20 protein-coding genes are annotated in these 20,095 nt (G+C 72.9%); 9 read left to right on the top strand and 11 right to left on the bottom strand.

Annotated features, from left to right (window positions below; translation table 11 throughout):
* Window positions 1–42: 42 nt before the first annotated feature.
* A complete protein-coding gene (locus tag ACIBK5_RS15020) occupies window positions 43–948 on the bottom strand; it encodes a ketopantoate reductase family protein (protein ID WP_399019629.1) in 906 nt (301 codons plus the stop codon).
* 102 nt (window positions 949–1,050) lie between these two features.
* On the opposite strand from ACIBK5_RS15020, the gene ACIBK5_RS15015 reads away from it, so the two are divergent.
* A complete protein-coding gene (locus ACIBK5_RS15015; RefSeq protein ID WP_189724824.1) occupies window positions 1,051–1,281 on the top strand; it encodes a DUF2277 domain-containing protein in 231 nt (76 codons plus the stop codon).
* Window positions 1,282–1,307: 26 nt separating this feature from the next.
* Here ACIBK5_RS15015 and ACIBK5_RS15010 read toward each other — a convergent pair whose 3' ends face one another.
* Complete coding sequence (locus ACIBK5_RS15010) at window positions 1,308–1,913, bottom strand: DedA family protein (RefSeq protein WP_399019627.1); 606 nt, start codon at window positions 1,911–1,913, stop codon at window positions 1,308–1,310.
* A 258-nt stretch (window positions 1,914–2,171) separates the two neighbouring features.
* On the opposite strand from ACIBK5_RS15010, the gene ACIBK5_RS15005 reads away from it, so the two are divergent.
* Window positions 2,172–2,720 carry a superoxide dismutase family protein gene (locus ACIBK5_RS15005; RefSeq protein ID WP_399019625.1) on the top strand — a complete coding sequence of 183 codons (549 nt, stop codon included), beginning with the start codon at window positions 2,172–2,174 and terminating at the stop codon, window positions 2,718–2,720.
* A 113-nt stretch (window positions 2,721–2,833) separates the two neighbouring features.
* On the opposite strand, the gene ACIBK5_RS15000 is transcribed toward ACIBK5_RS15005, so the two are convergent.
* The 4 genes from ACIBK5_RS15000 to ACIBK5_RS14985 form a co-directional block, all read right to left on the bottom strand.
* Window positions 2,834–3,286: a DoxX family protein gene (locus tag ACIBK5_RS15000; protein ID WP_399019623.1), complete on the bottom strand. Its 453-nt coding sequence runs from the start codon at window positions 3,284–3,286 to the stop codon at window positions 2,834–2,836.
* 80 nt (window positions 3,287–3,366) lie between these two features.
* Entirely contained in the window at window positions 3,367–5,304 is a 1,938-nt protein-coding gene (locus ACIBK5_RS14995; RefSeq protein WP_399019621.1) for an FAD/NAD(P)-binding protein, read from the bottom strand.
* 185 nt (window positions 5,305–5,489) lie between these two features.
* Window positions 5,490–7,127, bottom strand: coding sequence for an alkaline phosphatase D family protein (locus ACIBK5_RS14990; RefSeq protein ID WP_399019619.1), 1,638 nt, complete (start codon window positions 7,125–7,127; stop codon window positions 5,490–5,492).
* A gap of 80 nt (window positions 7,128–7,207) precedes the next feature.
* Complete coding sequence (locus tag ACIBK5_RS14985; RefSeq protein WP_399019617.1) at window positions 7,208–7,852, bottom strand: HNH endonuclease family protein; 645 nt, start codon at window positions 7,850–7,852, stop codon at window positions 7,208–7,210.
* 398 nt (window positions 7,853–8,250) lie between these two features.
* On the opposite strand from ACIBK5_RS14985, the gene ACIBK5_RS14980 reads away from it, so the two are divergent.
* The 3 genes from ACIBK5_RS14980 to ACIBK5_RS14970 all read left to right on the top strand — a co-directional run bounded on the left by ACIBK5_RS14980 (window position 8,251) and on the right by ACIBK5_RS14970 (window position 11,148).
* Window positions 8,251–8,832: a TMEM165/GDT1 family protein gene (locus ACIBK5_RS14980; RefSeq protein ID WP_399019615.1), complete on the top strand. Its 582-nt coding sequence runs from the start codon at window positions 8,251–8,253 to the stop codon at window positions 8,830–8,832.
* Window positions 8,833–9,079: 247 nt separating this feature from the next.
* Window positions 9,080–9,739 (top strand): HAD-IA family hydrolase, encoded by a 660-nt coding sequence (locus ACIBK5_RS14975; protein WP_399019613.1) that lies wholly within the window; start codon window positions 9,080–9,082, stop codon window positions 9,737–9,739.
* A 143-nt stretch (window positions 9,740–9,882) separates the two neighbouring features.
* Window positions 9,883–11,148: a GNAT family N-acetyltransferase gene (locus tag ACIBK5_RS14970; protein WP_399019611.1), complete on the top strand. Its 1,266-nt coding sequence runs from the start codon at window positions 9,883–9,885 to the stop codon at window positions 11,146–11,148.
* A 7-nt stretch (window positions 11,149–11,155) separates the two neighbouring features.
* Here ACIBK5_RS14970 and ACIBK5_RS14965 read toward each other — a convergent pair whose 3' ends face one another.
* The gene (locus tag ACIBK5_RS14965; RefSeq protein ID WP_399019609.1) at window positions 11,156–12,397 is read right to left on the bottom strand and encodes an FAD-dependent oxidoreductase; all 1,242 of its coding nucleotides are present in this window, start codon (window positions 12,395–12,397) and stop codon (window positions 11,156–11,158) included.
* Window positions 12,398–12,496: 99 nt separating this feature from the next.
* Between ACIBK5_RS14965 and ACIBK5_RS14960 the strand changes: the two genes are divergently transcribed.
* Complete coding sequence (locus tag ACIBK5_RS14960) at window positions 12,497–13,501, top strand: helix-turn-helix transcriptional regulator (RefSeq protein WP_399019607.1); 1,005 nt, start codon at window positions 12,497–12,499, stop codon at window positions 13,499–13,501.
* A gap of 37 nt (window positions 13,502–13,538) precedes the next feature.
* On the opposite strand, the gene cpt is transcribed toward ACIBK5_RS14960, so the two are convergent.
* Both cpt and ACIBK5_RS14950 read right to left on the bottom strand, forming a co-directional pair.
* Entirely contained in the window at window positions 13,539–14,072 is a 534-nt protein-coding gene (gene cpt, locus ACIBK5_RS14955; RefSeq protein ID WP_399019605.1) for a chloramphenicol phosphotransferase CPT, read from the bottom strand.
* A 27-nt stretch (window positions 14,073–14,099) separates the two neighbouring features.
* Window positions 14,100–15,515, bottom strand: a complete 1,416-nt coding sequence (locus ACIBK5_RS14950) for a peptidoglycan-binding protein (RefSeq protein ID WP_399019603.1) — start codon at window positions 15,513–15,515, stop codon at window positions 14,100–14,102.
* 158 nt (window positions 15,516–15,673) lie between these two features.
* On the opposite strand from ACIBK5_RS14950, the gene ACIBK5_RS14945 reads away from it, so the two are divergent.
* The gene (locus ACIBK5_RS14945) at window positions 15,674–17,752 is read left to right on the top strand and encodes a DHA2 family efflux MFS transporter permease subunit (RefSeq protein ID WP_399019601.1); all 2,079 of its coding nucleotides are present in this window, start codon (window positions 15,674–15,676) and stop codon (window positions 17,750–17,752) included.
* Between the two features lie 8 nt (window positions 17,753–17,760).
* Here the strand turns inward: ACIBK5_RS14945 and ACIBK5_RS14940 are convergent, their stop codons facing one another.
* Window positions 17,761–18,255, bottom strand: a complete 495-nt coding sequence (locus ACIBK5_RS14940; RefSeq protein ID WP_399019599.1) for a GNAT family N-acetyltransferase — start codon at window positions 18,253–18,255, stop codon at window positions 17,761–17,763.
* Window positions 18,256–18,403: 148 nt separating this feature from the next.
* Between ACIBK5_RS14940 and ACIBK5_RS14935 the strand changes: the two genes are divergently transcribed.
* Together ACIBK5_RS14935 and ACIBK5_RS14930 are read left to right on the top strand one after the other, a co-directional pair.
* Window positions 18,404–19,111: a hypothetical protein gene (locus ACIBK5_RS14935; RefSeq protein ID WP_399019597.1), complete on the top strand. Its 708-nt coding sequence runs from the start codon at window positions 18,404–18,406 to the stop codon at window positions 19,109–19,111.
* Window positions 19,112–19,115: 4 nt separating this feature from the next.
* On the top strand, window positions 19,116–19,631 hold the full coding sequence (locus ACIBK5_RS14930) for a hypothetical protein (RefSeq protein ID WP_399019595.1): 516 nt from the start codon (window positions 19,116–19,118) through the stop codon (window positions 19,629–19,631).
* A gap of 24 nt (window positions 19,632–19,655) precedes the next feature.
* Here ACIBK5_RS14930 and ACIBK5_RS14925 read toward each other — a convergent pair whose 3' ends face one another.
* Entirely contained in the window at window positions 19,656–20,063 is a 408-nt protein-coding gene (locus ACIBK5_RS14925; protein ID WP_399019593.1) for a DUF1992 domain-containing protein, read from the bottom strand.
* Window positions 20,064–20,095 lie beyond the last annotated feature (32 nt).

Raw genomic sequence — 20,095 nt, 5'->3', positions numbered from 1 at the left:
ATACGCCTGTTCGAATTAGAGGGGCGAGTCCCTTCCCGTGGTTCACGCGAACATGTGTTCCCTCTCCAGCTCGCCCACCACCCGGGCCGTCACCGGAGCCGGAACGCCGTGCCGCTCGGCCGCGCGCAGCAACGCACCGCCGATGGCGTCCAGTTCGAGGGGGCGGCCCGCCTCGGCGTCGCGTTGCATCGACGACCTCGTCCGCGGCGGGAAGGCGTCGTAGCGGGCGAGGGCCTGGGCCGGGTCGGCCGGGCCGCCGCACGCGCGGCTGATCGCGGCCGTCTCCTCCACCAGGGCCGTCAGTTCGTCGCGGTGGCGGGTGCGGACCTCGCCGAGGGGGAGGGAGTAGTGCGTGGTGAGCAGCGCGAAGGGGGCCAGGAACGACATCTTCGCCCACAGGGCCGCCGCCTCGTCGTGCTGGACGCGGGTGGCCGGGCCGGCGGCGGTGAGCGCCTCGGCGAGGGTGTCGAGGCGGGCGCGTGGCACCGCCGTACCGGTCAGGTCGATCTCCGCGAAGGGACTGCCGTGTTCGATGACGCCGGGGGCCAGACGGGTCGACTCGACGCGGATGACGGCGGGGGCGACGAGGTCGGGGCGGTAGCGGGCGCGCAGGGTCGCCGGGTGTTCGACGCCGTTCAGGAACGGCACGACGAGGCCGTCGGCCAGGGCAGGGGCGGGGACGCGTGTCAGGGCGGCGTCGAGCGAGGTGTGCTTGACGGTCACCAGGCAGGCGTCGACCGGTTCGCGCAGCTGCGTGCCGGCCTCGACCGGGGCCGTGAAGTCGCCGAAGTGCGTGCTGCGGACGTGGATGCCGTCCCTGCGCAGGGTCCGGGCCGTCTCCTCGCCGGACAGGCAGATCACCCGGTGGCCGGCGCGGGAGAGCAGCGCGGCGAGCAGGCCGCCCACGCCGCCGGGGCCCAGGACGGCCACGGTGAGTTCGTTCCCCATGTCGGGTTCCTCTCGTCGGTCGGCCCCACGGTGGTGGCCGCCTCGCGGAGATCATGGCAGTGGTCGCTGTCGTCCGGGGGCCGAAAGGGTGAGACTGGGGGCATGTGCCGGAGCATCAAGACACTTCGTCCCCCCGCGATGGCCGAGGAGGCCACGGCGGACGACATTCGGGCTGCCGCGTTGCAGTACGTGCGGAAGGTTTCGGGATTCCGTGCCCCCGCCGCTCACAACCAGGAGGTGTTCGACCGCGCCGTGGAGGCCGTCGCCCAGGCCACGGAGGAGTTGCTCGACGGACTGGAGATCCGGGGCGCCGCCACTCGCCGCGCGAGCTGAGGTCCCAGCCGTCGCGAAAGCGGCTCTTACGACGCCTCCGACGCCCGCGGCTCCCTGCGCATCACGTACGCCGCCCCCGCCCCCGCCCCGAACAGCGCCCCCACCGACACCGCCGTCGCCAGCCAGCTGGCGCCCAGCCAGTGGGCGCCGAACCAGCCGAGGGCGACGCTGTACGCGGCCCAGGTCAGGCCGGCCAGGGCGGACCAGGGGAGGAAGTCGCGGGCGCGGCGGTGGGCGGCGCCCGCGCCGAGGGAGACGACCGAGCGGCCCGCGGGGGCGAAGCGGGCGAGGACGACGAGCGCGCCGCCGCCCCGGGCCAGCGCCGCGCCGAGACGTTCCTGCGCGGTGGTCAGACGCCGGGAGCGGGAGATGGCCCGGTCCAGACGGGCGCCGCCGCGCCAGGCGAGCCGGTAGGCGACCAGGTCACCGAGGACGGAGGCGGTGGCCGCGCAGAGGATCAGCGCCAGGATGTCGGGCACATCGGTCGCCGAACTCGCGGCCGCCGCCGTGGCGACCGTGATCACCAGGACGCCGCTGGGCAGCACCGGCAGAAACACGTCGAGCAGGATGGACAGGGCCACCACCGCGTAGATCCATGGGCTGCCGATCAGCGACCCCACCTGCTCCAGCACCGCGACTCCCCGTGAATCCCCCGTGGGCCAGACCGTGCCGCGGTGTCGGGCGGGGAGCGGCAGGAGTGACCATGACAGCCATACAGCGTACGCCTGGGGTGTGACGGGCGGTTCACGGGGGGCTCGTACGTTCGGTACCGACTGTTCACCTCGTCCCGGGTCGTCACCCGGCTGCGTGTCCCGGAGGGCGGTGGGCGCGGGTGTCCCGTAGCAACAGAAGGGGCTGAATCAGACACAAGGCGAGGAACGGTACACATCATGCTGGCAGGGATAAGCGCGAGCGCCGTCGCGGCCGCTCTGTTCGCCGGTGGTCCGGGCGGTGCCGGGGCTGTCGAGAGCCACTCGGTGCGGGCGGAGGCCCGGTTCGTCGTGCCCGGGGCGCCGGACCGGTCGGCGGCGCTGACGTACGACAGGAGTCTTGTGCCGGTGGGCTCCTGGATCGAGGTGCGCCAGCACACCGCGCCCGGCGGTGCGACGACCGTACGGCTGAAGGTGGCCGGGATGAAGCCCGGCCATGCCTACGGCGTGCATGTGCACCAGAAGCCCTGCGGCGCCGACCCGGAGGCCGCCGGCGGGCACTACCAGCACCGGCCGTCGAGCGAACCGCACCATGTCGGCCCGGAGAACGAGGTCTGGCTGGACTTCACGGCCGACCGGCGCGGCGCGGGCGCGGCGAGTGCCCGGCACGACTGGGGCTTCCGGCCGGGCGAGGCGTCCTCGGTCGTGATCCACGACGTGCCCGGCGGCGCGGGGGTACGGGCGGCCTGCTTCACGGTGCCGTTCGGGCCGGTGGACAGGGGAGAGTAGGCGACGCGCCGCAGGGCAGCGGAACGGGCGAGTGGCGACGCGCCGCAGGACAGCGGAACGGCGCCTCCCCCGGGCGGGGAAGGCGCCGTCCTCCGTGGTGGTGTCCGGGCGGCTCAGGCGGCCACCGGCGTCTGCTCCGTGGAGCGCTGCCCCTGCGCGGAGGTGCGCCGCGCCAGCAGCCGGTCCACGCCGAACGCGCCGGAGCCCGTGAAGATCAGCAGGAACATGGCCCAGCAGTACATGGCCGCGCCCTCGCCGCTGTTCTCGATCGGCCACAGGCCCTCGGGCTGGTGGACCTTGAAGTACGCGTAGGCCATGGCGCCGGAGGATATGAAGGCCGCGGCGCGGGTGCCCAGGCCCAGCAGCACCAGGATGCCGCCGACGAGTTCGATGACAGCCGCGTACCAGTTCGGCCAGGCGCCGGTCGCCGCGGTGCCGCCCTTGCCGTCCACGCCTCCGAGGACGCCGAAGAGCGCGACGGCGCCGTGGCAGGAGAACAGCAGGCCGATGACGATCCGGAACAGCCCGAGAGCGTACGGCTGGGCGCCGTTGAGGCGTGCGGTCATGTGGGGGACTCCTTCGGGCGGCCGGCCAGGGGAAGGCCGGTCGGGGGACAGAACCGATGAGTAGCCCACGTTAGGTGTGCCTAATTGATGCTTGCAAGTTCAACATTTGGCCACTGGTTTACCTCCGTTTGGGTGTCACTCTCGGTCGCAGCCGCACGTAGAGCGGCTCTGGCGACCGCGTCCGCGTCCGAAAGCGTGACCGAATCCACACCCGGGCGAGCCCCCGCCGCGGTCACCCAGTGCACACCTTCCGTCGGCACTCCGAAGGCGAACCGCCTTGCGTGTACAACACCTTGACGATCCATCAGACGGTAGGGGCGTGGTGTGACGTCCAGTCCGCCTGTCTCATAACCGTCGGCCGTGTGCGGACGGCACTGGCCCGTCCGCAGCAGCTCGGCGAGGAGCCCGTCGGCCGTGCTCCGCAAGTCGGCTTCCGGCAGGCGGGCCTCTATGAGGGTTGTCACACGGACGGCCGAGCCAGGCACCTCGGGTGAGTGCGCCGCCCAGGCGCCGTCCTCCTCCGCCACCTCCAGGCGCGGCCCGAGCACCCGCACCACGTCCGCCTCCATCAGGGCCACGAGTTCCTCGATACGGCGCCGGGGCGGGCCGATGGACAGGAAGGCGTTGAGCGGGGTGTACCAGCGGTCCAGGTGGTCCCGGCGGGAGGCGCCGGCCAGGCCCCCGTGGTCGACGATCAGCCGGAGCTCGTTGCGCAGGTCGCGCAGCACGTCGAGGGCCGCCTTCAGCGGGCCCCGGACATTGCCCAGGGCGGCCTGCGCGGCGTCCTCGCGCAGATAGGACAGCAGCCAGTCGCGCCACTCGCCGGGGTGCGCGAAGTCCCGTCCCGCGTGCGGCCGGGACACCCGCTGCCAGCACCAGCGGTCGGCGCCGGGCACACCGAACTCGTCCAGCAGCAGGGCCTCCCGGGGGTCGCCGTGCGGCACGGCCAGGAAGCGGCCGTTGAACTCCGAGCACCGTCGCGCGGCGGCACCGGACCGCCGGAGCAGCGCGGCGTAGTAGACCGTCTCGACCTCCTTCGCCACCAACGGCCATATCTCCGCGAGGAAGTCCGGCGCCTCCCCGGAGTCCGCGCGCTTGCGGAAGCCCGCGATCGTCTCCGGCGTGAGGACGAGCGGGACGTGCCGGCCGTAGGGCCCCTTCGCGTTGTCGCCGCGCGCCTGGTACGGGATACCGCGCCGCGAACCGGCGTACAGCCGTGGTTCCCGGCCGGAGGGGAGATAACGCAGGCCGCCGCCCTGGGCGTCCCGGACGAAACGGCCGCCGCGGCCGGTCGTCAGCAGGGCCGTGTGGTCGAAGAAGTTGAGGCCGAGACCGCGCAGCAGGACGGGCTCGCCCGCGGGTATGGAGGCCAGGTCGACGTCGGCCGGGTTGGCGGGCGGTATGTGGCGCAGTCCGTGACGGGCGGCGTGGGCCGCGAGGCGCCGCCCGGCCGGGTCCGCGGCCGCCGGCAGATGCCCCTGCGCCAGGACCACCGCGGACAGGCCGGTCAGGGTCCGGCCGTCGTCCAGGGTGAGGGCCTGCCGGCCGCCCGGGATGTCGTCGAGCCGGACCGCGCGGGCCCGGTGCGTCTCGACGCGCACGTTCGGCGGCGCGTCCCCTACGGCCCTGGCGAACACCCACTCCAGATAGCGACCGTAGTCGGCCCGGGTCGGGTACTCGTCCGGGTCCAGCGTGCCGCGCGCCCACTCGTACAGGCTGGGCCCCGGGCGGATCGGGCCCGAGCAGTCCACGCTGTCGTCGGTGAACAGGGTCACCTGGCAGGCCACGGTGTTCATCAGCAGCTCGGACGGCTGCGCGGTGCGCCAGACGCGGCCGGGTCCCGGCGGGTCCGGGTCGATCACGTGGACCGTCAGCCGGGCACCGGGAGGGAGCAGTTCCGGGGCGGAGGCGCAGAGGCGCTCCAGGACGCTGGTGCCCCGTGGCCCGGCGCCGACCAGGGCGACGGAGACCGGTGGGGGCGGATCGGCCGGAACGGGTTCCTCGGTCGACGCAGACAAGGGTGGTACTCCCGGGCGTGTGGGGCGCGTGTCGGAGGTCCGCCGGGCGGGAAGCGGACGGTCCGCCTCATCATGCCGTCGCCGGGAGCGGGAACCGAGGCTCGTGGGGAAGGATTGACGTCGGCTGTGGCATGCGTCACTGACATCGTGGGACACGCCGGGAGTAAACCGGTGAAACGGGTGTGTCACGGGGCAAGTTCGGAGTCCTGGAGCGTCGTCAGACGGGGGCCCGCCCCCTGACGTGCCTTGGCCTGCTCAAGCCGCAGCCGTGCCGAACGGCCGCGCAGGGTCAGGGTCATCAGCTGGTTGCCGAACCAGGGGCCGCCCGTCTTGCGCCAGGTGACCGGCGGACGGGGGAGCCTGCCGTGCCGGGCCAGGCCGCGTCCGAGGGCGCGCGCCACCGCGGTCCAGCCGATACGGAAGCCCATCCGGATCGACGGCGGGACGGAGTTGTGGACGGGGGAGCAGACGAGCTGCACCACCCGGGCGTCGGGCCCGGGGCCCGGCCACGAGGGCTCGGCGATATAGGCGTGGTGCACGTCCCCGGACAGCACGCACACCGTCGCGGGCGCGTCCCGCCCCGAGCCGGCCTCGGCGATCAGCTCCGCCAGCCCGGCGAAGGACTCGGGGAACGCCGACCAGTGCTCCAGGTCGGCGGCCCGCCGCACCTTCTCCCCGAACCGTGCCCAGCGCTCGCCCCGTTCGCCCCGGCACAGCGCCGCGTTCCACCCCTCGGCGTCATGCACCAGATGCGGCAGCAGCCAGGGCAGCGAGGTGCCGATGAGGAGGTGGTCGTAGGCCTCGGGGGTGTCGCGTACCTGCTCGCGCAGCCAGGCCTCCTCGGCCGGGTCGAGCATCGCGCGGCTGTCCTCGGCGAGGACGCGGGCCGCTCTGCTGTCCACCATCAGCAGGCGTACGCGCCCGAAGTCGCGCCGGTAGCTCCAGCGGGCCGTGGTCGCGTCCGCGTCGGCCCGGGCGGCGAAGGCGCGCAGCGCGTCGGTGCCGTCGGGGACCTCGCGGACGGTCTCGTACACCGGGTCGGCCGCCAGCTCCTCCAGGGAGAGGTTGCCCAGGTGCTGGTGGACCCAGTACGACATCAGGCCGCTCAGCAGCCGCTCCTGCCACCAGTCGGTGGCCCGCATGTCGGTGAGCCAGGCGGCGGAGGTGTTCCAGTCGTCGATGACGTCGTGATCGTCGAAGATCATGAAACTGGGCACGGTGGACAGCAGCCAGCGGATGCGCGGGTCGAGCCACGACTCGTAGTAGAGGTGCGTGTATTCCTCGTAGTCCGCGACCCCGTCGCCCGGCGGGTCGCTCAGGTCGCGGCGGGCAGCCAGCCAGCGCTGGGTGCTGTCGGAGGTCTCGTCGGCGTACACCTGGTCGCCGAGCAGCAGCAGGACGTCGGGCCGCTCGCCCTCGGGGTCGGCCGCGAGGCGGGTGGCGAGCGCGTCCAGGGCGTCCGGGCCGACGGGATCGTGGCCACCGGCCGGAGGGGAGGCCCAGCGGCAGGAGCCGAAGGCGACCCGGAGGCCGTCCTCCGGGCCCGGCGCGTGGATCGCCGAGGGCGGGAAGGGGGAGCCGGGCAGCGGCCATACGCGGGTGCCGTCGAGGAGGACCTCGTACGTCGTGGTCGTACCGGCGGTGAGGCCGGTCACCGGGACCAGCGCGTAGTGGTGGCCCGCGATCTGGAAGGTGTGGGCCGAGCCTCCCGCGCCGTCGGCGCAGCGCACCTCGGCGGAGCACGGACGGCTCGTCTCGACCCATACGGTCGCGGACGAGCCGTCCGTGTACCTCAGCAGTGGTCCGAGGCGCAGTCCGGCCATGATGGTCCCCTCTCCGTCGCCCCGTACGGTACGGAACGACTGAGGTCAGCGGGGAGATCCCGGCCGGAAAATACCTGGGGTCAGCAGCTCGCGAGATAGTTCGTCAGCGCGGACTTCTCGGCGGAGTCGACCGAGAGGTCGTAGTAGTACTTCACCTGGACCCAGGCGCGGACGTAGGTGCAGCGGTACGCCGTCCGGGAGGGCATCCAGGTGGCCGGGTCCTGGTCGCCCTTGGCCTGGTTGACGTTGTCGGTGACCGCGATGAGCTGCGGGCGGGTCAGGTCGTTGGCGAAGGACTGGCGGCGGGACGTCGTCCAGGAGTCGGCGCCGGAGTCCCAGGCCTCGGCCAGCGGGACCAGGTGGTCGATGTCGACGTCGGAGGCGGCGGACCAGGTCGCGCCGTCGTAGACGGAGTACCAGCTGCCGCTGGTGGCGGCGCAGGAGGAGTCCTGCTGGACGTTGGAGCCGTCGCGCTTGAGGACGACCTCACGGGTGTTGCAGGAGCCGGACTGGGTGATCCAGTGCGGGAAGAGGTCGCGGTCGTAGCCGGTGCGGTCCTCGGTGGCCACGGTGAGGGAGGCGAGGTAGCTGCGGGCGGTGGCCGCGCTGACGGGGGTGGGGAGGGCGGCGGAGGCGGCCGGACCGTTGATCAGTCCGGCCGAGGCTATGAGGCCGGTGAGGCCCGCGAGTATGCTGAGCCGTCGACGCGCGTAGAACTTCGGCATACGAACTCCCTTGTGGGGTGGGGGCGTTGGGCAGCGAGCGCGAGAATGCTCGCCGCACCGTGTTGCGGGGAGGTGTGCGTGCGGTGAGAAGGTAGTGACGAGTTCATGACATGACAAGGTTCAAGGCGGAACTTTTCGCTCCAGGGGGGTCGCGTACCATGGACGGCGCAGAAGGGGAGTAGCTCTTCGCCGGACCGTCGACATACTGCTCAGCTCGTCTGAGCCGGCGCCCGGAGGCGGATCCTCTGGTCCATCCAGGGGCCCCGCCAGCGAGACCTTCGGCAAGCAGTGCACACCCGTGCTCCACGGCACGGGTGCCGTGTGCGCTGCCGTGCCGAGGTGTGTCGCGTGAAGGTTCAGCACTCTCGGTGGGGCAGCCCCGACCGATTGAGGAACCCTTGATCAGCCTGACCGTGACGGCCGTCGTCTTCGGTGTCGTCTTCCTCGCCGAACTGCCGGACAAGACCGCCCTCGCCGGCCTCGTCCTCGGCACCCGCTACCGCGCCTCCTACGTCTTCGCCGGTGTCGCCGCCGCCTTCGCCCTGCATGTCGCGCTCGCCGTCGCGGCCGGCAGTGTGCTGACGCTGCTGCCGCAGCAGCTCGTGCAGGCGCTGACGGGTGTGCTCTTCCTGGGCGGAGCCGCGGTGCTCCTGCTGCGGAAGGGCGAGGACGAGGAAGAGGTCCGCAAGCCGGAGAACCAGTCCTTCTGGAAGGTCTCGGGGGCCGGCTTCATGCTCATCCTGGTCGCCGAGTTCGGCGATCTCACCCAGATCATGACGGCGAACCTGGCCGCCCGCTACGACGACCCGCTCTCCGTCGGCCTGGGCGCGGTGCTCGCGCTGTGGGCGGTGGCCGGGATCGGCATCGTCGGCGGGAAGGCGCTGATGAGGAAGGTGCCGCTGCGGCTGATCACGCAGATCGCGGCGCTGGTGATGCTGGCGCTCGGCGTGTGGAGCCTGTGGGAGGCCGTGGCCGGGTGAGTGCGAGCACCGGACCGGGCGAGCTGAACGGTGGGTGAACGTCCGCCGGGCCCTCTGGCGCGAAGGCGGCATTGTTTTGTACCGTGGGGGAACAAAGTGGCTCCCGTCCGTTTTCCCTGACCGGCGGGCGGGGCCGCCTTGTCCCTCCGGGGGTGACGGACGCGATCCGTCGTCTGCCCCCTCTACCGCGCTTGACGTGCCGGAGGCGCAGGCCGCGCCTCTCGCGTCCTGAGCCTTGGAGCAGCCGATGACGGCCACCGCCGTGCTCACCGCCCGCGCCCTCCTGCTGGACATGGACGGCACCCTCGTCAACTCCGATGCCGCCGTCGAACGCGTCTGGCGGCGCTGGGCCGAGCGGCAAGGGCTCGACGGGGACGAGGTCATGAAGGTCGTCCACGGACGCCAGGGCTACGCCTCGATGGCGCTGCTGCTGCCCGGGCGGCCGATGGAGCAGAACTACGCCGACAACGCCCGGATGCTCGCCGACGAGACGGCGGACACCGACGGCGTCGTCGCGATCCCCGGGGCGCCGGAGTTCCTCGCCTCGCTGCGCGGGCTGCCGCACGCGCTCGTGACCTCCGCCGATGTACCGCTCTCGACGGCACGGATGGCCGCGGCCGGTCTCGAGCAGCCCGAGGTGCGGGTGACGGCGGAGTCCGTCGGGGCGAGCAAGCCCGACCCCGAGGGCTTCCTGAAGGGCGCCGCCGAACTGGGCGTGGAACCCGCGGACTGTGTGGTGTTCGAGGACTCCGGAGCCGGGATCGCGGCGGGACGCGCGGCCGGGATGACCGTGGTGGGCGTCGGCCCCCGGGCCGCCGTCCACGAGCCGGACGTGGTGGTGGAGGACCTCACACGGGTGCGTGTGGAGGCGGCGGGGGACGGGGCGATCCGCCTGTACGTCGGGTAGGTGCGCCCTGCCCCCACCGGGCGGCGGCCGTCGACGCGGTCGCGGGGCCGGTCGTAATTCGCTTGCTCTTGTCGCGGGGCGACGCTGCACTGTGGCCAGGCCACGAGTCGTGGTTCCGGTATCACGAGGAGGTAGCGGCAGCGATGGAGATCCGTCCTACGACCGACGAGGATCTCGACGTCTTCGTCGACACCCTTCATGCCGCGTTCGGCCTCTTCCCGGAAACCCCGGTCGAGGGCGGCGGGCTCTGGTGGTCGGCGCTCGAAACGGACCGCTGTCTGCTCGCCCTGACGGCGGACGGGCGGCCCGTCGGCACCGCCGCCAGGTACTCCTTCGAGCTCACCCTGCCCGGTGAGACCCTCGTCCCGGTCCCCGGGGTGACGGCCGTCGGCGTCCTGCCCTCGCACCGGCGGCAGGGCGTGCTCACCGCGATGATGCGGCATCAGCTCGCCGAGCTGCGGGCCGGCGGGGAGTTCCTCTCCGTGCTGCTGGCCTCCGAGGCCTCGATCTACGGCAGGTTCGGCTACGGACCGGCGACCCACACGGCGGAGCTGAAGGTGTCTCGCCACAGGGCCGCCCCCGCCCTCCCCCGGGCGGGCGGAACGGCCGATGACCGGGCGAGCGGAACCGCCGATGACCGGGCGAGTGGAACGGCCGATGACCGGGCGGCCGGCTCGGTCGAGGTGCTGCGGCGGGCCGAGTGCGGCGAGATCCTGGAAGAGGTCTACGACCGGTACCGCCGCGCCCAGCCCGGCGCGCTGTCCCGGCCGCACCGCTGGTGGGCCCTGCGCGCGGGACAGCCCCCGATCTCGCCCGCGCAGCGCTACGTCGCCGTCCACCGGGACGCCGGCGGCGCCCCGGACGGGTACGCCAGCTACTCGATCGAGTCCGGCACCCTGACGGTCGACGAGACCATCGCCACCGACGACGCCGTCTTCACGGCCCTGGCCCGGTTCGTGCTTGAACACGACCTGGTCTCTCAGGTGGTGTTCAAGCACGTCCCGCCCGAACACCCGCTGCGCTGGCAGCTCGCCGACCTCCGCGCCGGCGAGGTGAGCGGCGTCATGGACTGGCTCTGGGTGCGGCTGCTGGACGTACCGCGTGCGCTGACCGCGCGCGGCTGGTGCACGGACGGCGAGCTCGTCCTCGACGTCGACGACCCGTTCCTCGGCGGACACGACCGCTGGCTGCTGACCGTCCGGGACGGCAAGGCCGACTGCGTCCCGACGGACCGGGATCCCGACCTGTCCCTGGACATCAGAGACCTGGGCTCCGTCTACCTCGGCGGCACCGCCCCGAGCACGCTGGTGCGTGCCGGACACATCCGGGCCCACCACCCGGGCGCGGCCACCCTCGCCGACGCCCTCTTCCGCACCGAGCGCCCCCCGCACTGCCTGCACTGGTTCTGACACCTGGTCATCGATGACGCAGCCGGGCGGCGGCAGCCAGGACGGGGGTGGCCGCGGCGGTGGCGGCGGCGCCCAGCGTGGTGTCCGTGGCCAGGATCAAGCGGACCGTTCTCATGGCCAGGCCGAGGACCTCGCTGCCGCGCCGCCGCATGCCCGCCTCGAAGCGGTTCACGGCCTCGGCCGTCGTCGTACCGCCGTCCTTGACGTCGCCCAGGTGCTCAAGCAGGGCGGCGGCGTCACGGATCGCCGCGCCGGCCCCCATTCCGGCGGTGGGCGGCGTCGCGTGGACGGCGTCGCCGAGCGCGGTGATACGGCCCGCGGGCCAGGGCGCGAGCTCGGCGGCACGGGTCGAGGCGGCGTTGAAGCGGTACGCGGCCACGCTGTGCGGGTCGGCGCGGGCGATGACTTCAAGCGTGTGCTCGGCCCAGCCCTGCTCACGGAACCGTCGCGACAGCGCGGCCCGCAACTCGCTGTCGCGCAGTGCGCGCAGGGAGTCGGTCGCGGAGGACTCGGGGAACATGGCGCCCCAGATGTAGGTGGGGCCGGTGGTGACGGACATCCGCAGTTCGGGGGCGTCGAGCGCGGCGTTGCCGACCGGGTCCAGAAAGCCGACATACAGCGCCGCACCCCGTGGGCCGATCGCCAGCGCTGACCGTGGTCCGAGCCGTCGCCGCTCACCGGGGCTCAGATCAGCGCGGAGGGTACGGCCGGAGAACCCGATGATGCCCGCCGGGCTGTTGGTCCGGCGTCCCGCCAGATGCTGGGCGACCAGGGAGTGGGTGCCGTCCGCGCCCACCACCAGATCCGCCGGGACGGGAGCGGCGTCGGTGAACAGCACCCGGGGTGTGCCGTCCTCGGCCCGGCCGACGCCGGACACCGTCCGCCCCAGACGCAGGTCGTCGCCGACTTCCCCGGCCAGCAGCATGCGCAGGGTGATCCGGTCGACGTCGATGCCGGCGTCGCCGCTGAGATCCGGTCCGTGGCCGAGCAGCCGGCCGCGACGGTCCCAGAACGCGTCGCGGTCGCGCAGCCGCAGCGCCGAGGCCGACGCCAGCAGCCGCCGCATGGTCTCCGGCGTCACCAGCTTCCGCAGCGCCGACTGGGCCCGCTCGTCCAGGGTGATGTGGTAACCGCCCGTCGCCGCCACGTCGGTGTCACGGTCGAACACCGCCACCTCGAACCCCCTGCGGCGTAACCCCGCCCCCAGCGCGAGTCCACCGATCCCGCCACCGACCACGACAACACGCATGCCAATCCGTCCTTTTCTGCCACTTACTGCCCGCACGGGCAGTCCACAGTGACACCGGTGGTGGACACCGAGTGGCCACCACCGGGGCATGATGGGGCGATGGCGAGCACCTCGGAACGGGCACTGCGGCTGCTGTCCCTGTTCGGCGCGGGCCGGCTGTGGCCACTGCGCGAACTCGCCGCCGGGCTTGAGGTCGGTGAGCGCACCGTCCGCCGTGACATCGAGACCCTGCGCCGGCTCGGATACCCGATCACCACCGTCCACGGGCCCGACGGCGGTTACCGGCTCGGCGCCGGACACACCCTTCCCCCGCTGGTGTTCGACCACGATCAGGCACTCGCGGTCGCGGTGGCCCTGCAGGCCGCGCCCAGCACGGTGTTCGGCCTGAGGGACGACGCGGCGCGGGCGCTGGTCACCCTGGAACAGGCCATGCCCGCCGCGCTGCGGGAATCGATGAAGTCCCTGCGCCTGACCAGGTTGCGGAACTACTGGGAGTTCCCTGGAGCGCCCATCGACTCGGCCGCGCTCACCGCCGTGGGGGCCGCGGCGCGCCACCGCCAGGTACTCGTCACCGAAACGCTGCGCGCCGACGGCTCACGCCCCGGAACCGGCGACGACGACTTCCTGCCCGCCCGCCGTATCGAGCCCCACCAGTTGGTCGTCTGGGCCGGCCGGTGGTACCTGGTCGCCTACGACCTCGAAGACCACCAGTGGCGAGTGCACCGAGTCGACCGGCTCCGCCCCCGCCCCACGACACACCGCTTCAGTCCGCGCGAACTCCCCTACGACGACCTCGCTCACTTCGTCATGAGCAGTCACGATCGCGGCGACACCCCCGCCGAGTGGCCGTGCACCGGCAGCGCCCGGCTCAACCTGCCGGCCGGTGTCGTCGCCCGCTGGGCACCGGGCGGTTCGGTCGTCGAGCACCTCGACGCCGAGCACTGCCGCCTCACCCTCGGCGCCTGGTCCTGGGCCGGCGTCGCCGGGATCCTCGCCACCTTCGACACCGAACTCACCGAGCTCCACCCGCCCGAACTCGCCCACGCGTGCCGCCGGATCGCCGACCGGCTGGCCGTCGTCGCGGACACCGGAGGAGGGCCGTAGGTGACACCGGGGCCGGTGACGCCCCGGGGCCGGCCGGTCAGCCGATGTGGGCGGCGATGGTGCGGGCGCACTCCAGGGACTCGGTGTGGGTCGTGTCCACCTCCAGGTCGTAGCTCACGCCCTCGTGCACGAGGCGCGCCTGTGCCGCGGCCATGCCCCGGACCCGGTCTCCCCGGGCGATCTCACGAGCCGCGGCGACCGCGCTGTCGCACCTGACGCCGACCCACAGCACGGAGAGCCCGGCCAAAGCCTTCTGCCACCGCTGCTGGGAGGCTCCGCCGCCGAGGAAGACGTCGTCGATGATGACCTTGGCGCCGGCGCGGGCCATGGCGGCGATGCCCTCGGTCCAGGCGGCGTCCAGGGCCCGGAAGTCCGCGCCCACGTTCACGCCGCCGTCGGACGCGAAGGTGATCCCGCCGTCCGAACCCTTCATCCTCGCGGGCAGCGCCTCGACGAACGAGTCGACGCCGAAGGCCGGCCAGGGGTCCGGCAGCACCTCTTGCAGGCACCGCACGAGTCCGGACTTGCCGGAGCTCGAACCGCCGTTGAGAACGATCACCTGAGTAGTCACGGCGTCACCGTACGGGGCGGGGGCGGGTCAGGGCTCCCGGGTTTCCGACTCGAGCCTCGTCCGGGTCTCCCGGTCGTAGACGCCGAGGTCGTCGCTCTGGACGCCGCGGGAGTACTGGTAGTTGCGGACCGCCTCCTGCAGCCGGTTGTCGAAGGTGCCGTCGGTGTCGTCGTCGTAGAGGAACAACTGGCGCAGACGCGACTGGAGTTCCGTGACCTCCGGGCCGCGGTCGCCGAGGCGCAGGACGGTGGGGTCGCCGTTCTGGCGGGAGTTGCCCGGCGGTGTCTTCCCGGGGCTGCTCGCCGACGCGGACGTCTCGGGTGCCGAGGGGGAGGCCGTCCGCGACGGGCTCGCCGAGGGGCTCGGCGCGGACGGTGACGGGGACGCCGACGGGCTGCTGGTGCGGGACGGGGCCGGCGGCGGTGCCGCGGGGGTCGACGGCGTGGCCGGGGCGCTCTCCTCCGGCGACGAGGACGCCGCGCTGCTCGACGGGGCGTCCGGCACGCTCGCCCGGATGTCGTCCGGCAGCGCGGTGTTCCGGGAGGGGCCCTCGTAGAAGAACAGCCCGCTCGCGTACCCCGCCGCCGTCACGACGGCGACACATGCCCCGGCCGCGGCGATGAGGGCCGTGCGCCGCCGCCGACGGGACCTGCCCCCGGCCCCGGCCCCGGCCTCGGCCTCGGCGTCGGCCGACTCCGGCCTGCTCGGCATCGTGGCCGCCGTCCCGGCACGGTCGAACATCCGCAGATCGGTGACGCTCGGCTCGGTCCCGTCGGGGACCAGGGGCGTCGGGAGCACGGAGGTGGCGTCCGGGGCGGAGACGGCCGGGACGACGGGCAGCACGGTGGTCGCGTCCTGATCCGGGGCCGGGACGCTCGGCAGCGCGGTGGTCGCGTCCGGGGCCGGGGTGACCGGCGGCGCGGTGGTCGCATCCGGTTCCACCGGGCGCAGGGGCATGGTCGTGTCAGCGGGGGAGGGCGGCGGCGCGACGCTCCCGGGACGCGAGACCGGTCGCGGGGCTCCCACCGGATCCGTGAGTGACTGCCGAGGGGCGCCGCCGGGCGCCTGGGCGGGGTCTCCGGAGTGTGGGGCCTGGGCGAGTGGGCGGACGGTCGGGGTGCTCGGCGGGGGCGGCTGTGCCGCTGTCGCGCGTGAAGCGCCCGGGCCCGGGCCCCCCGCAGGGTCCGTCAGAGGCGGCTGGGAAGTCTTCGCCGTCGTGTCCTGCGCGGGCGGGTCCTCGGGCCCCGCGGGACCGGCACCTTCGTCGAGTTCGACGTACGGGCGGATCCGCAGCGGGTCGAAGTCCTCCGCTGCCGCCGCCTGGGCGGTGCGGGTGTCGCGCAGGGCCTCGGTGGCCCGGTGGGCGCAGACGCAGGAAGGGGACTTGTCCTGCTGTCTGGGCGCGCCGCACTCCGGGCACGGGTGGCCATTAGGCGGTTCCACGCGTTCCTCCTCCCCTCGCGAACTCCAGAGATTATCCAGATCTTCTCCACAGTGCGGCCGGGGAGCCCCCGGAATGAACGCTTCCAAAAGGACTCGGCAGGCCATACCCCGTCACACCGGTCACGATGGAAAATGTCACAGGACCCTCGGGAGGTCGCATGGCCGGGGATGTGCACGACACGACACCGTCACCCGTACCCTCACCTGCGGAAACACTCGCCCCGGAGCAGGTTCCCGGGAACGTGCTGGTCTCCATCGGCGCCCTGCTCCTCGGCCTGCTGCTCGCCGCACTGGACCAGACCATCGTGTCGACCGCGCTGCCCACCATCGTCAGCGACCTCGGCGGCATGGACCATCTGTCCTGGGTCGTCACCGCCTACCTCCTGGCCGCCACCGCCGCGACCCCGCTGTGGGGCAAGCTCGGCGACCAGTACGGCCGCAAGAGGCTGTTCCAGACGGCGATCGTGATCTTTCTCATCGGCTCCGCGCTGTGCGGCACCGCGCAGGACATGACCCAGCTCATCGCCTTCCGGGCCCTGCAAGGGCTGGGCGGGGGCGGGCTGATCGTGTTGTCGATGGCCGTCGTCGGGGACCTCGTCCCGCCCAGGGAACGCGGGCGCTATCAAGGGCTGTTCGGGGCCGTGTTCGGCGCGACCAGTGTGCTCGGGCCGCTGCTCGGCGGGCTGTTCACCCAGCATCTGAGCTGGCGTTGGGTGTTCTACGTCAATCTGCCCGTCGGCGTCGTCGCGCTCGCCGTGATCGCGACCGTCCTGCACCTCCCGCGCCGGTCGCAACGGCACGTCATCGACTACCTCGGCACCTTCCTCATCGCGGCCGTCGCCACCTGCCTGGTGCTGGTCGCCTCCCTCGGCGGGACGACCTGGGGATGGGGGTCCGCACAGATCATCGGGCTCGCCGTGCTGGGCGTGGTCCTCGCCGTCGCCTTCGTCGCCGTCGAGCGGCGTGCCGCCGAACCCGTGCTGCCGCTGAAGCTGTTCCGCGTCCGTACCTTCACGCTCGCCGCCGTGATCAGTTTCGTCGTGGGCTTCGCCATGTTCGGCGCGATGACCTACCTGCCGACCTTCCTCCAGGTCGTGCAGGGCGTCAGCCCCACCATGTCCGGAGTGCACATGCTGCCGATGGTGGTGGGCCTGCTGCTGGCCTCGACGGCCTCCGGCCAGATCGTCAGCCGTACCGGGCGCTGGAAGGTGTTCCCGATCGCCGGCACCGGCGTCACCACGCTCGGGCTGCTCCTGCTGCACCAGCTCGACGAGAACAGCTCCACCGTCCAGCTGAGCGGCTTCTTCCTCGTCTTCGGACTGGGCCTCGGCCTGGTGATGCAGGTCCTCGTGCTCATCGTGCAGAACGCCGTCCCGTACGAGGACCTGGGCGTCGCCACCTCCGGCGCGACCTTCTTCCGCTCGATCGGCGCCTCGTTCGGCGTCGCCGTCTTCGGCACGATCTTCGCGGGCCGGCTCGGCGACGAGCTCACGGACGCCTTCCGGGGCGCGCGGCTGCCACCCGGCGTCTCCGTGGACACGCTGGAGGCCGACCCGCGCGGCATCGCCGCCCTGCCGCCCGGCCTGCGCCCACCGGCCCTGCACGCCTACGCCGTCTCCATCACGGACGTCTTCCTCTACGCCGCCCCGGTCGCGCTCCTCGGCTTCGTGCTGGCCTGGTTCCTCAAGGAGGACCGGCTGCGCGGCTCGGTCACCGCGCCCGACGTCACCGAGACCCTGGCCAGCAACCCCGTCCAGCGGACCTCGTACGACGAGGTGTGCCGCGCGCTGTCGGTGCTCGGAACCCGCGCGGGGCGGCGCGAGATCTACCGGAAGATCACCGACCGGGCGGGCTACGACCTCCAGCCCGCGGCGAGCTGGCTGCTGCTGCGGATCCGGAGATACGGCGAGGTGGAGCCTGCCGTGCTGGCCGACAGCATGCCCGTGCCGCTGACCGTGATCATCGAGGCCGCCCGCCAGGTCGAGGAGCGGCGGCTCGCCGTGCGCGAGGGCCTCGGCCTGGTCCTGACCGATCAGGGGCGTGAAGTCGCCGAGCGGCTGGCCCAGGCCCGCGAGGAGTCCCTCGCCGAGCTGCTCGGCGACTGGTGGGGCCCCGACCGGCCGGCCGATCTGGTCCAGCTCGTGCGGGAGTTGAACGCCGAACTGTGCGGGTCCCGGCGGGAGCGGCCGTACGACGACGGGCCCTTGGAGGAGCGGCGGCCGGTGCGGCTGGGCTGAACGCCGGTTCAGGTGGTGAGGGACTTGGCGAACCAGTGCTCGGCGTACTTGTCGTCGTTGTACGGCTCGGTCTCCGTGTAGCCGAGCCGGGCGTAGAGGGCGCGGGCCTCGACGAGGTCGCCGCGGGTGTCGAGGATCATCCGTGCGGCGCCGAACTTACGGGCGGCGTCCTCGGCGGCCCGGACCAGCAGCGGGGCACCGCCCCTGCCGCGCATCGGCGGGTGCAGGAACACCCGGGTGAGCTCGGCGGTCGTGCCGTCGTACCGCCGTACGCCCGCGGTGCCGGCCGGCTCACCGCCGTACCGGGCGACCAGCAACCGCCCGCGCGGCGGCGCGAGATCGGCACCCGGCTGGGCGGCGATCCCCCGCTCCAGCTCCTCCGGGTCGGTCCGGCGGCCCTCGTGCACCAGGTACCAGCGGTCGCTGAGCTCGGTGTAGTACGCCCGCCACAGAGCGGCGGCGACGGGGGAGTCGTACGGCTCCGGGGCCACGGTCCAGGTCATGAGCGCATTCTCGGCCAGTGCCGCACCGCGCCCGCAACCGGATTTCGTGTGACCGCCGTGTGCCGTTTGGGGGGCGGTTTCCGGGCTACCCGTGCGGCGAACCGGTCCGCGAGGAGGGCCGGTTGGGCCGAGAACCCGGAAGGCATCCATGTCCACTGGCCTGATCATTGCCCTGATCGTGATCGCGGCGGTCGTCGTCATCATCGCGGCCGTCATGACCCTGCGCGCCCGCGGGCCTCGTCGCGGCCCGAGCCTGAAGCGGCGCTTCGGACCCGAGTACGAGCGGGCCGTCGCACGCCACGACGGCGACGCCAAGGCCGCCGAGCGCGAACTCACCGAGCGGGTGCACCGCCACGGCGACCTGCGCGAGCGGTCGTTGGACCCCGCGCAGCGCGAGCGCTACGAGGCGCGCTGGACGGCCGCCCAGGAGCGGTTCGTCGACTCGCCGCGGGAGGCGGTCGCCGAGGCGGACCGGCTGCTCGCCGAACTCGCCGGCGCCCGGGGCTTCCCGGACGGCGGCCAGTACGAGGAACAGCTCGCCGCGCTGTCCGTGCACCACGCCCATCACGTCGACGGCTATCGGCGCGTGCACCGTGCGGCACATCTGCGCGCGGAGGACGCCCGTGACGGCGGCACCGGTACGGAAGACATGCGGGAGGCCATGGTGGCGGCCCGCGCCCTGTTCGAGGAACTGGTACGGCCGGCCCGCCACGACGGCGGCGCCGGACGGCACGAGGACGGACGGCACGAGGACGGACACCGCCGTGCCGGACTGAACGGCGGCCGCAAGGCCGCGAACACCCGTGGCGGACATACGCCGTGGGCGCTCAACCGACGTCAGGCGAAGGAGAGTTGAGGAAATGTCCGACGTGACCCGACCGCCCGGCGAGAACACCGCCGCCGCCCCCGACGCCCGAGGCGAGAGCGCCCTGGGCACCGGACGCGGCACCGGCACCGAGCGCGCGACCGGCACAGGCGCCACCGCCACGAGCGCCACCAACAAGATCACCGTCCCCAAGGACACCGGTACCACCGGTACCACCAGCACCCCCGGTACCACCGGCACCCCCCGGGAGGGCAAGCACGCCCACCTCTTCCCCCACGACGAGTCCGACAAGCTCGGCGTGCAGTTGCAGCACGCCGTCGCCGGGTTCGTCGACGGGCCCCGGGCCTCCGTAGAGGAGGCCGACCATGTGCTGGAGGAGATCGCGGCCCGCTTCACCGAGGCCGTGGCGCAGCGTCGCCGTACCCTGCGTCACTCCTGGCAGTCCGTCGAGAGCGGCGAGGGCAAGCCGGTGTCGAGCTCCGACACCGAGCAGCTCCGGCTGGCCCTGAAGGACTACCGCGAGCTGGCGGAGCGGCTGCTGCACGTGTGAGCGACCCCGTTCACCGATCCCCGTTCACCGATCCGCCCGGCGTTCCCGCCACTGCCGTACGACGTCCTCGACGTCGTACGGCTTCTTGCCCAGCGGGGGGCCGGGCGGCGGCTTGAACATCATCTCGCGGATCTTGTCGTTGATCTCCGTGATGATCTTCCGTGCGATCCGCTCCGAGGGCGCCGCGAGGGCCGCGGTCAGCGCGTCCTCGGCCTCCTTGCGCAACGCCAGTGCCGGCGGCAGGACGGAGAAGCCCTCGCGGGCCATCTTCCGCTTGATCCACCACAGTTCGTCGTAGGTGGAGTCCACATCGGCCGGCAGCGGCTTGCCCGCCCCCGGCAACCGTTCGAACTCGCCGCGGGTCTCCGCGTCACGGATCTGTTTGTCGACCCAGGACTCGAAGTCGACGCCGGGTGGCTTTCGCTCGGTCATGAGGCCATTGTGCCGGACAGCGTGCAGTCGGG

The organism is Streptomyces sp. NPDC050546 (assembly GCF_044457425.1).
Classification (GTDB): domain Bacteria; phylum Actinomycetota; class Actinomycetes; order Streptomycetales; family Streptomycetaceae; genus Streptomyces.
The sequence above is the reverse complement of the archived record's forward strand: the minus strand, read 5'-3'. Positions and strand labels throughout refer to the sequence as shown.

Coding starts and splice junctions, on each gene's coding strand:
- ACIBK5_RS15020 (WP_399019629.1), bottom strand. CDS start 948: ATGGGGAACGAACTCACCGTGGCCGTCCTGGGCCCCGGCGGCGTGGGC.
- ACIBK5_RS15015 (WP_189724824.1), top strand. CDS start 1,051: ATGTGCCGGAGCATCAAGACACTTCGTCCCCCCGCGATGGCCGAGGAG.
- ACIBK5_RS15005 (WP_399019625.1), top strand. CDS start 2,172: ATGCTGGCAGGGATAAGCGCGAGCGCCGTCGCGGCCGCTCTGTTCGCC.
- ACIBK5_RS15000 (WP_399019623.1), bottom strand. CDS start 3,286: ATGACCGCACGCCTCAACGGCGCCCAGCCGTACGCTCTCGGGCTGTTC.
- ACIBK5_RS14990 (WP_399019619.1), bottom strand. CDS start 7,127: ATGGCCGGACTGCGCCTCGGACCACTGCTGAGGTACACGGACGGCTCG.
- ACIBK5_RS14985 (WP_399019617.1), bottom strand. CDS start 7,852: ATGCCGAAGTTCTACGCGCGTCGACGGCTCAGCATACTCGCGGGCCTC.
- ACIBK5_RS14975 (WP_399019613.1), top strand. CDS start 9,080: ATGACGGCCACCGCCGTGCTCACCGCCCGCGCCCTCCTGCTGGACATG.
- ACIBK5_RS14970 (WP_399019611.1), top strand. CDS start 9,883: ATGGAGATCCGTCCTACGACCGACGAGGATCTCGACGTCTTCGTCGAC.
- ACIBK5_RS14965 (WP_399019609.1), bottom strand. CDS start 12,397: ATGCGTGTTGTCGTGGTCGGTGGCGGGATCGGTGGACTCGCGCTGGGG.
- ACIBK5_RS14960 (WP_399019607.1), top strand. CDS start 12,497: ATGGCGAGCACCTCGGAACGGGCACTGCGGCTGCTGTCCCTGTTCGGC.
- ACIBK5_RS14945 (WP_399019601.1), top strand. CDS start 15,674: ATGGCCGGGGATGTGCACGACACGACACCGTCACCCGTACCCTCACCT.
- ACIBK5_RS14940 (WP_399019599.1), bottom strand. CDS start 18,255: ATGACCTGGACCGTGGCCCCGGAGCCGTACGACTCCCCCGTCGCCGCC.
- ACIBK5_RS14935 (WP_399019597.1), top strand. CDS start 18,404: ATGTCCACTGGCCTGATCATTGCCCTGATCGTGATCGCGGCGGTCGTC.
- ACIBK5_RS14930 (WP_399019595.1), top strand. CDS start 19,116: ATGTCCGACGTGACCCGACCGCCCGGCGAGAACACCGCCGCCGCCCCC.
- ACIBK5_RS14925 (WP_399019593.1), bottom strand. CDS start 20,063: ATGACCGAGCGAAAGCCACCCGGCGTCGACTTCGAGTCCTGGGTCGAC.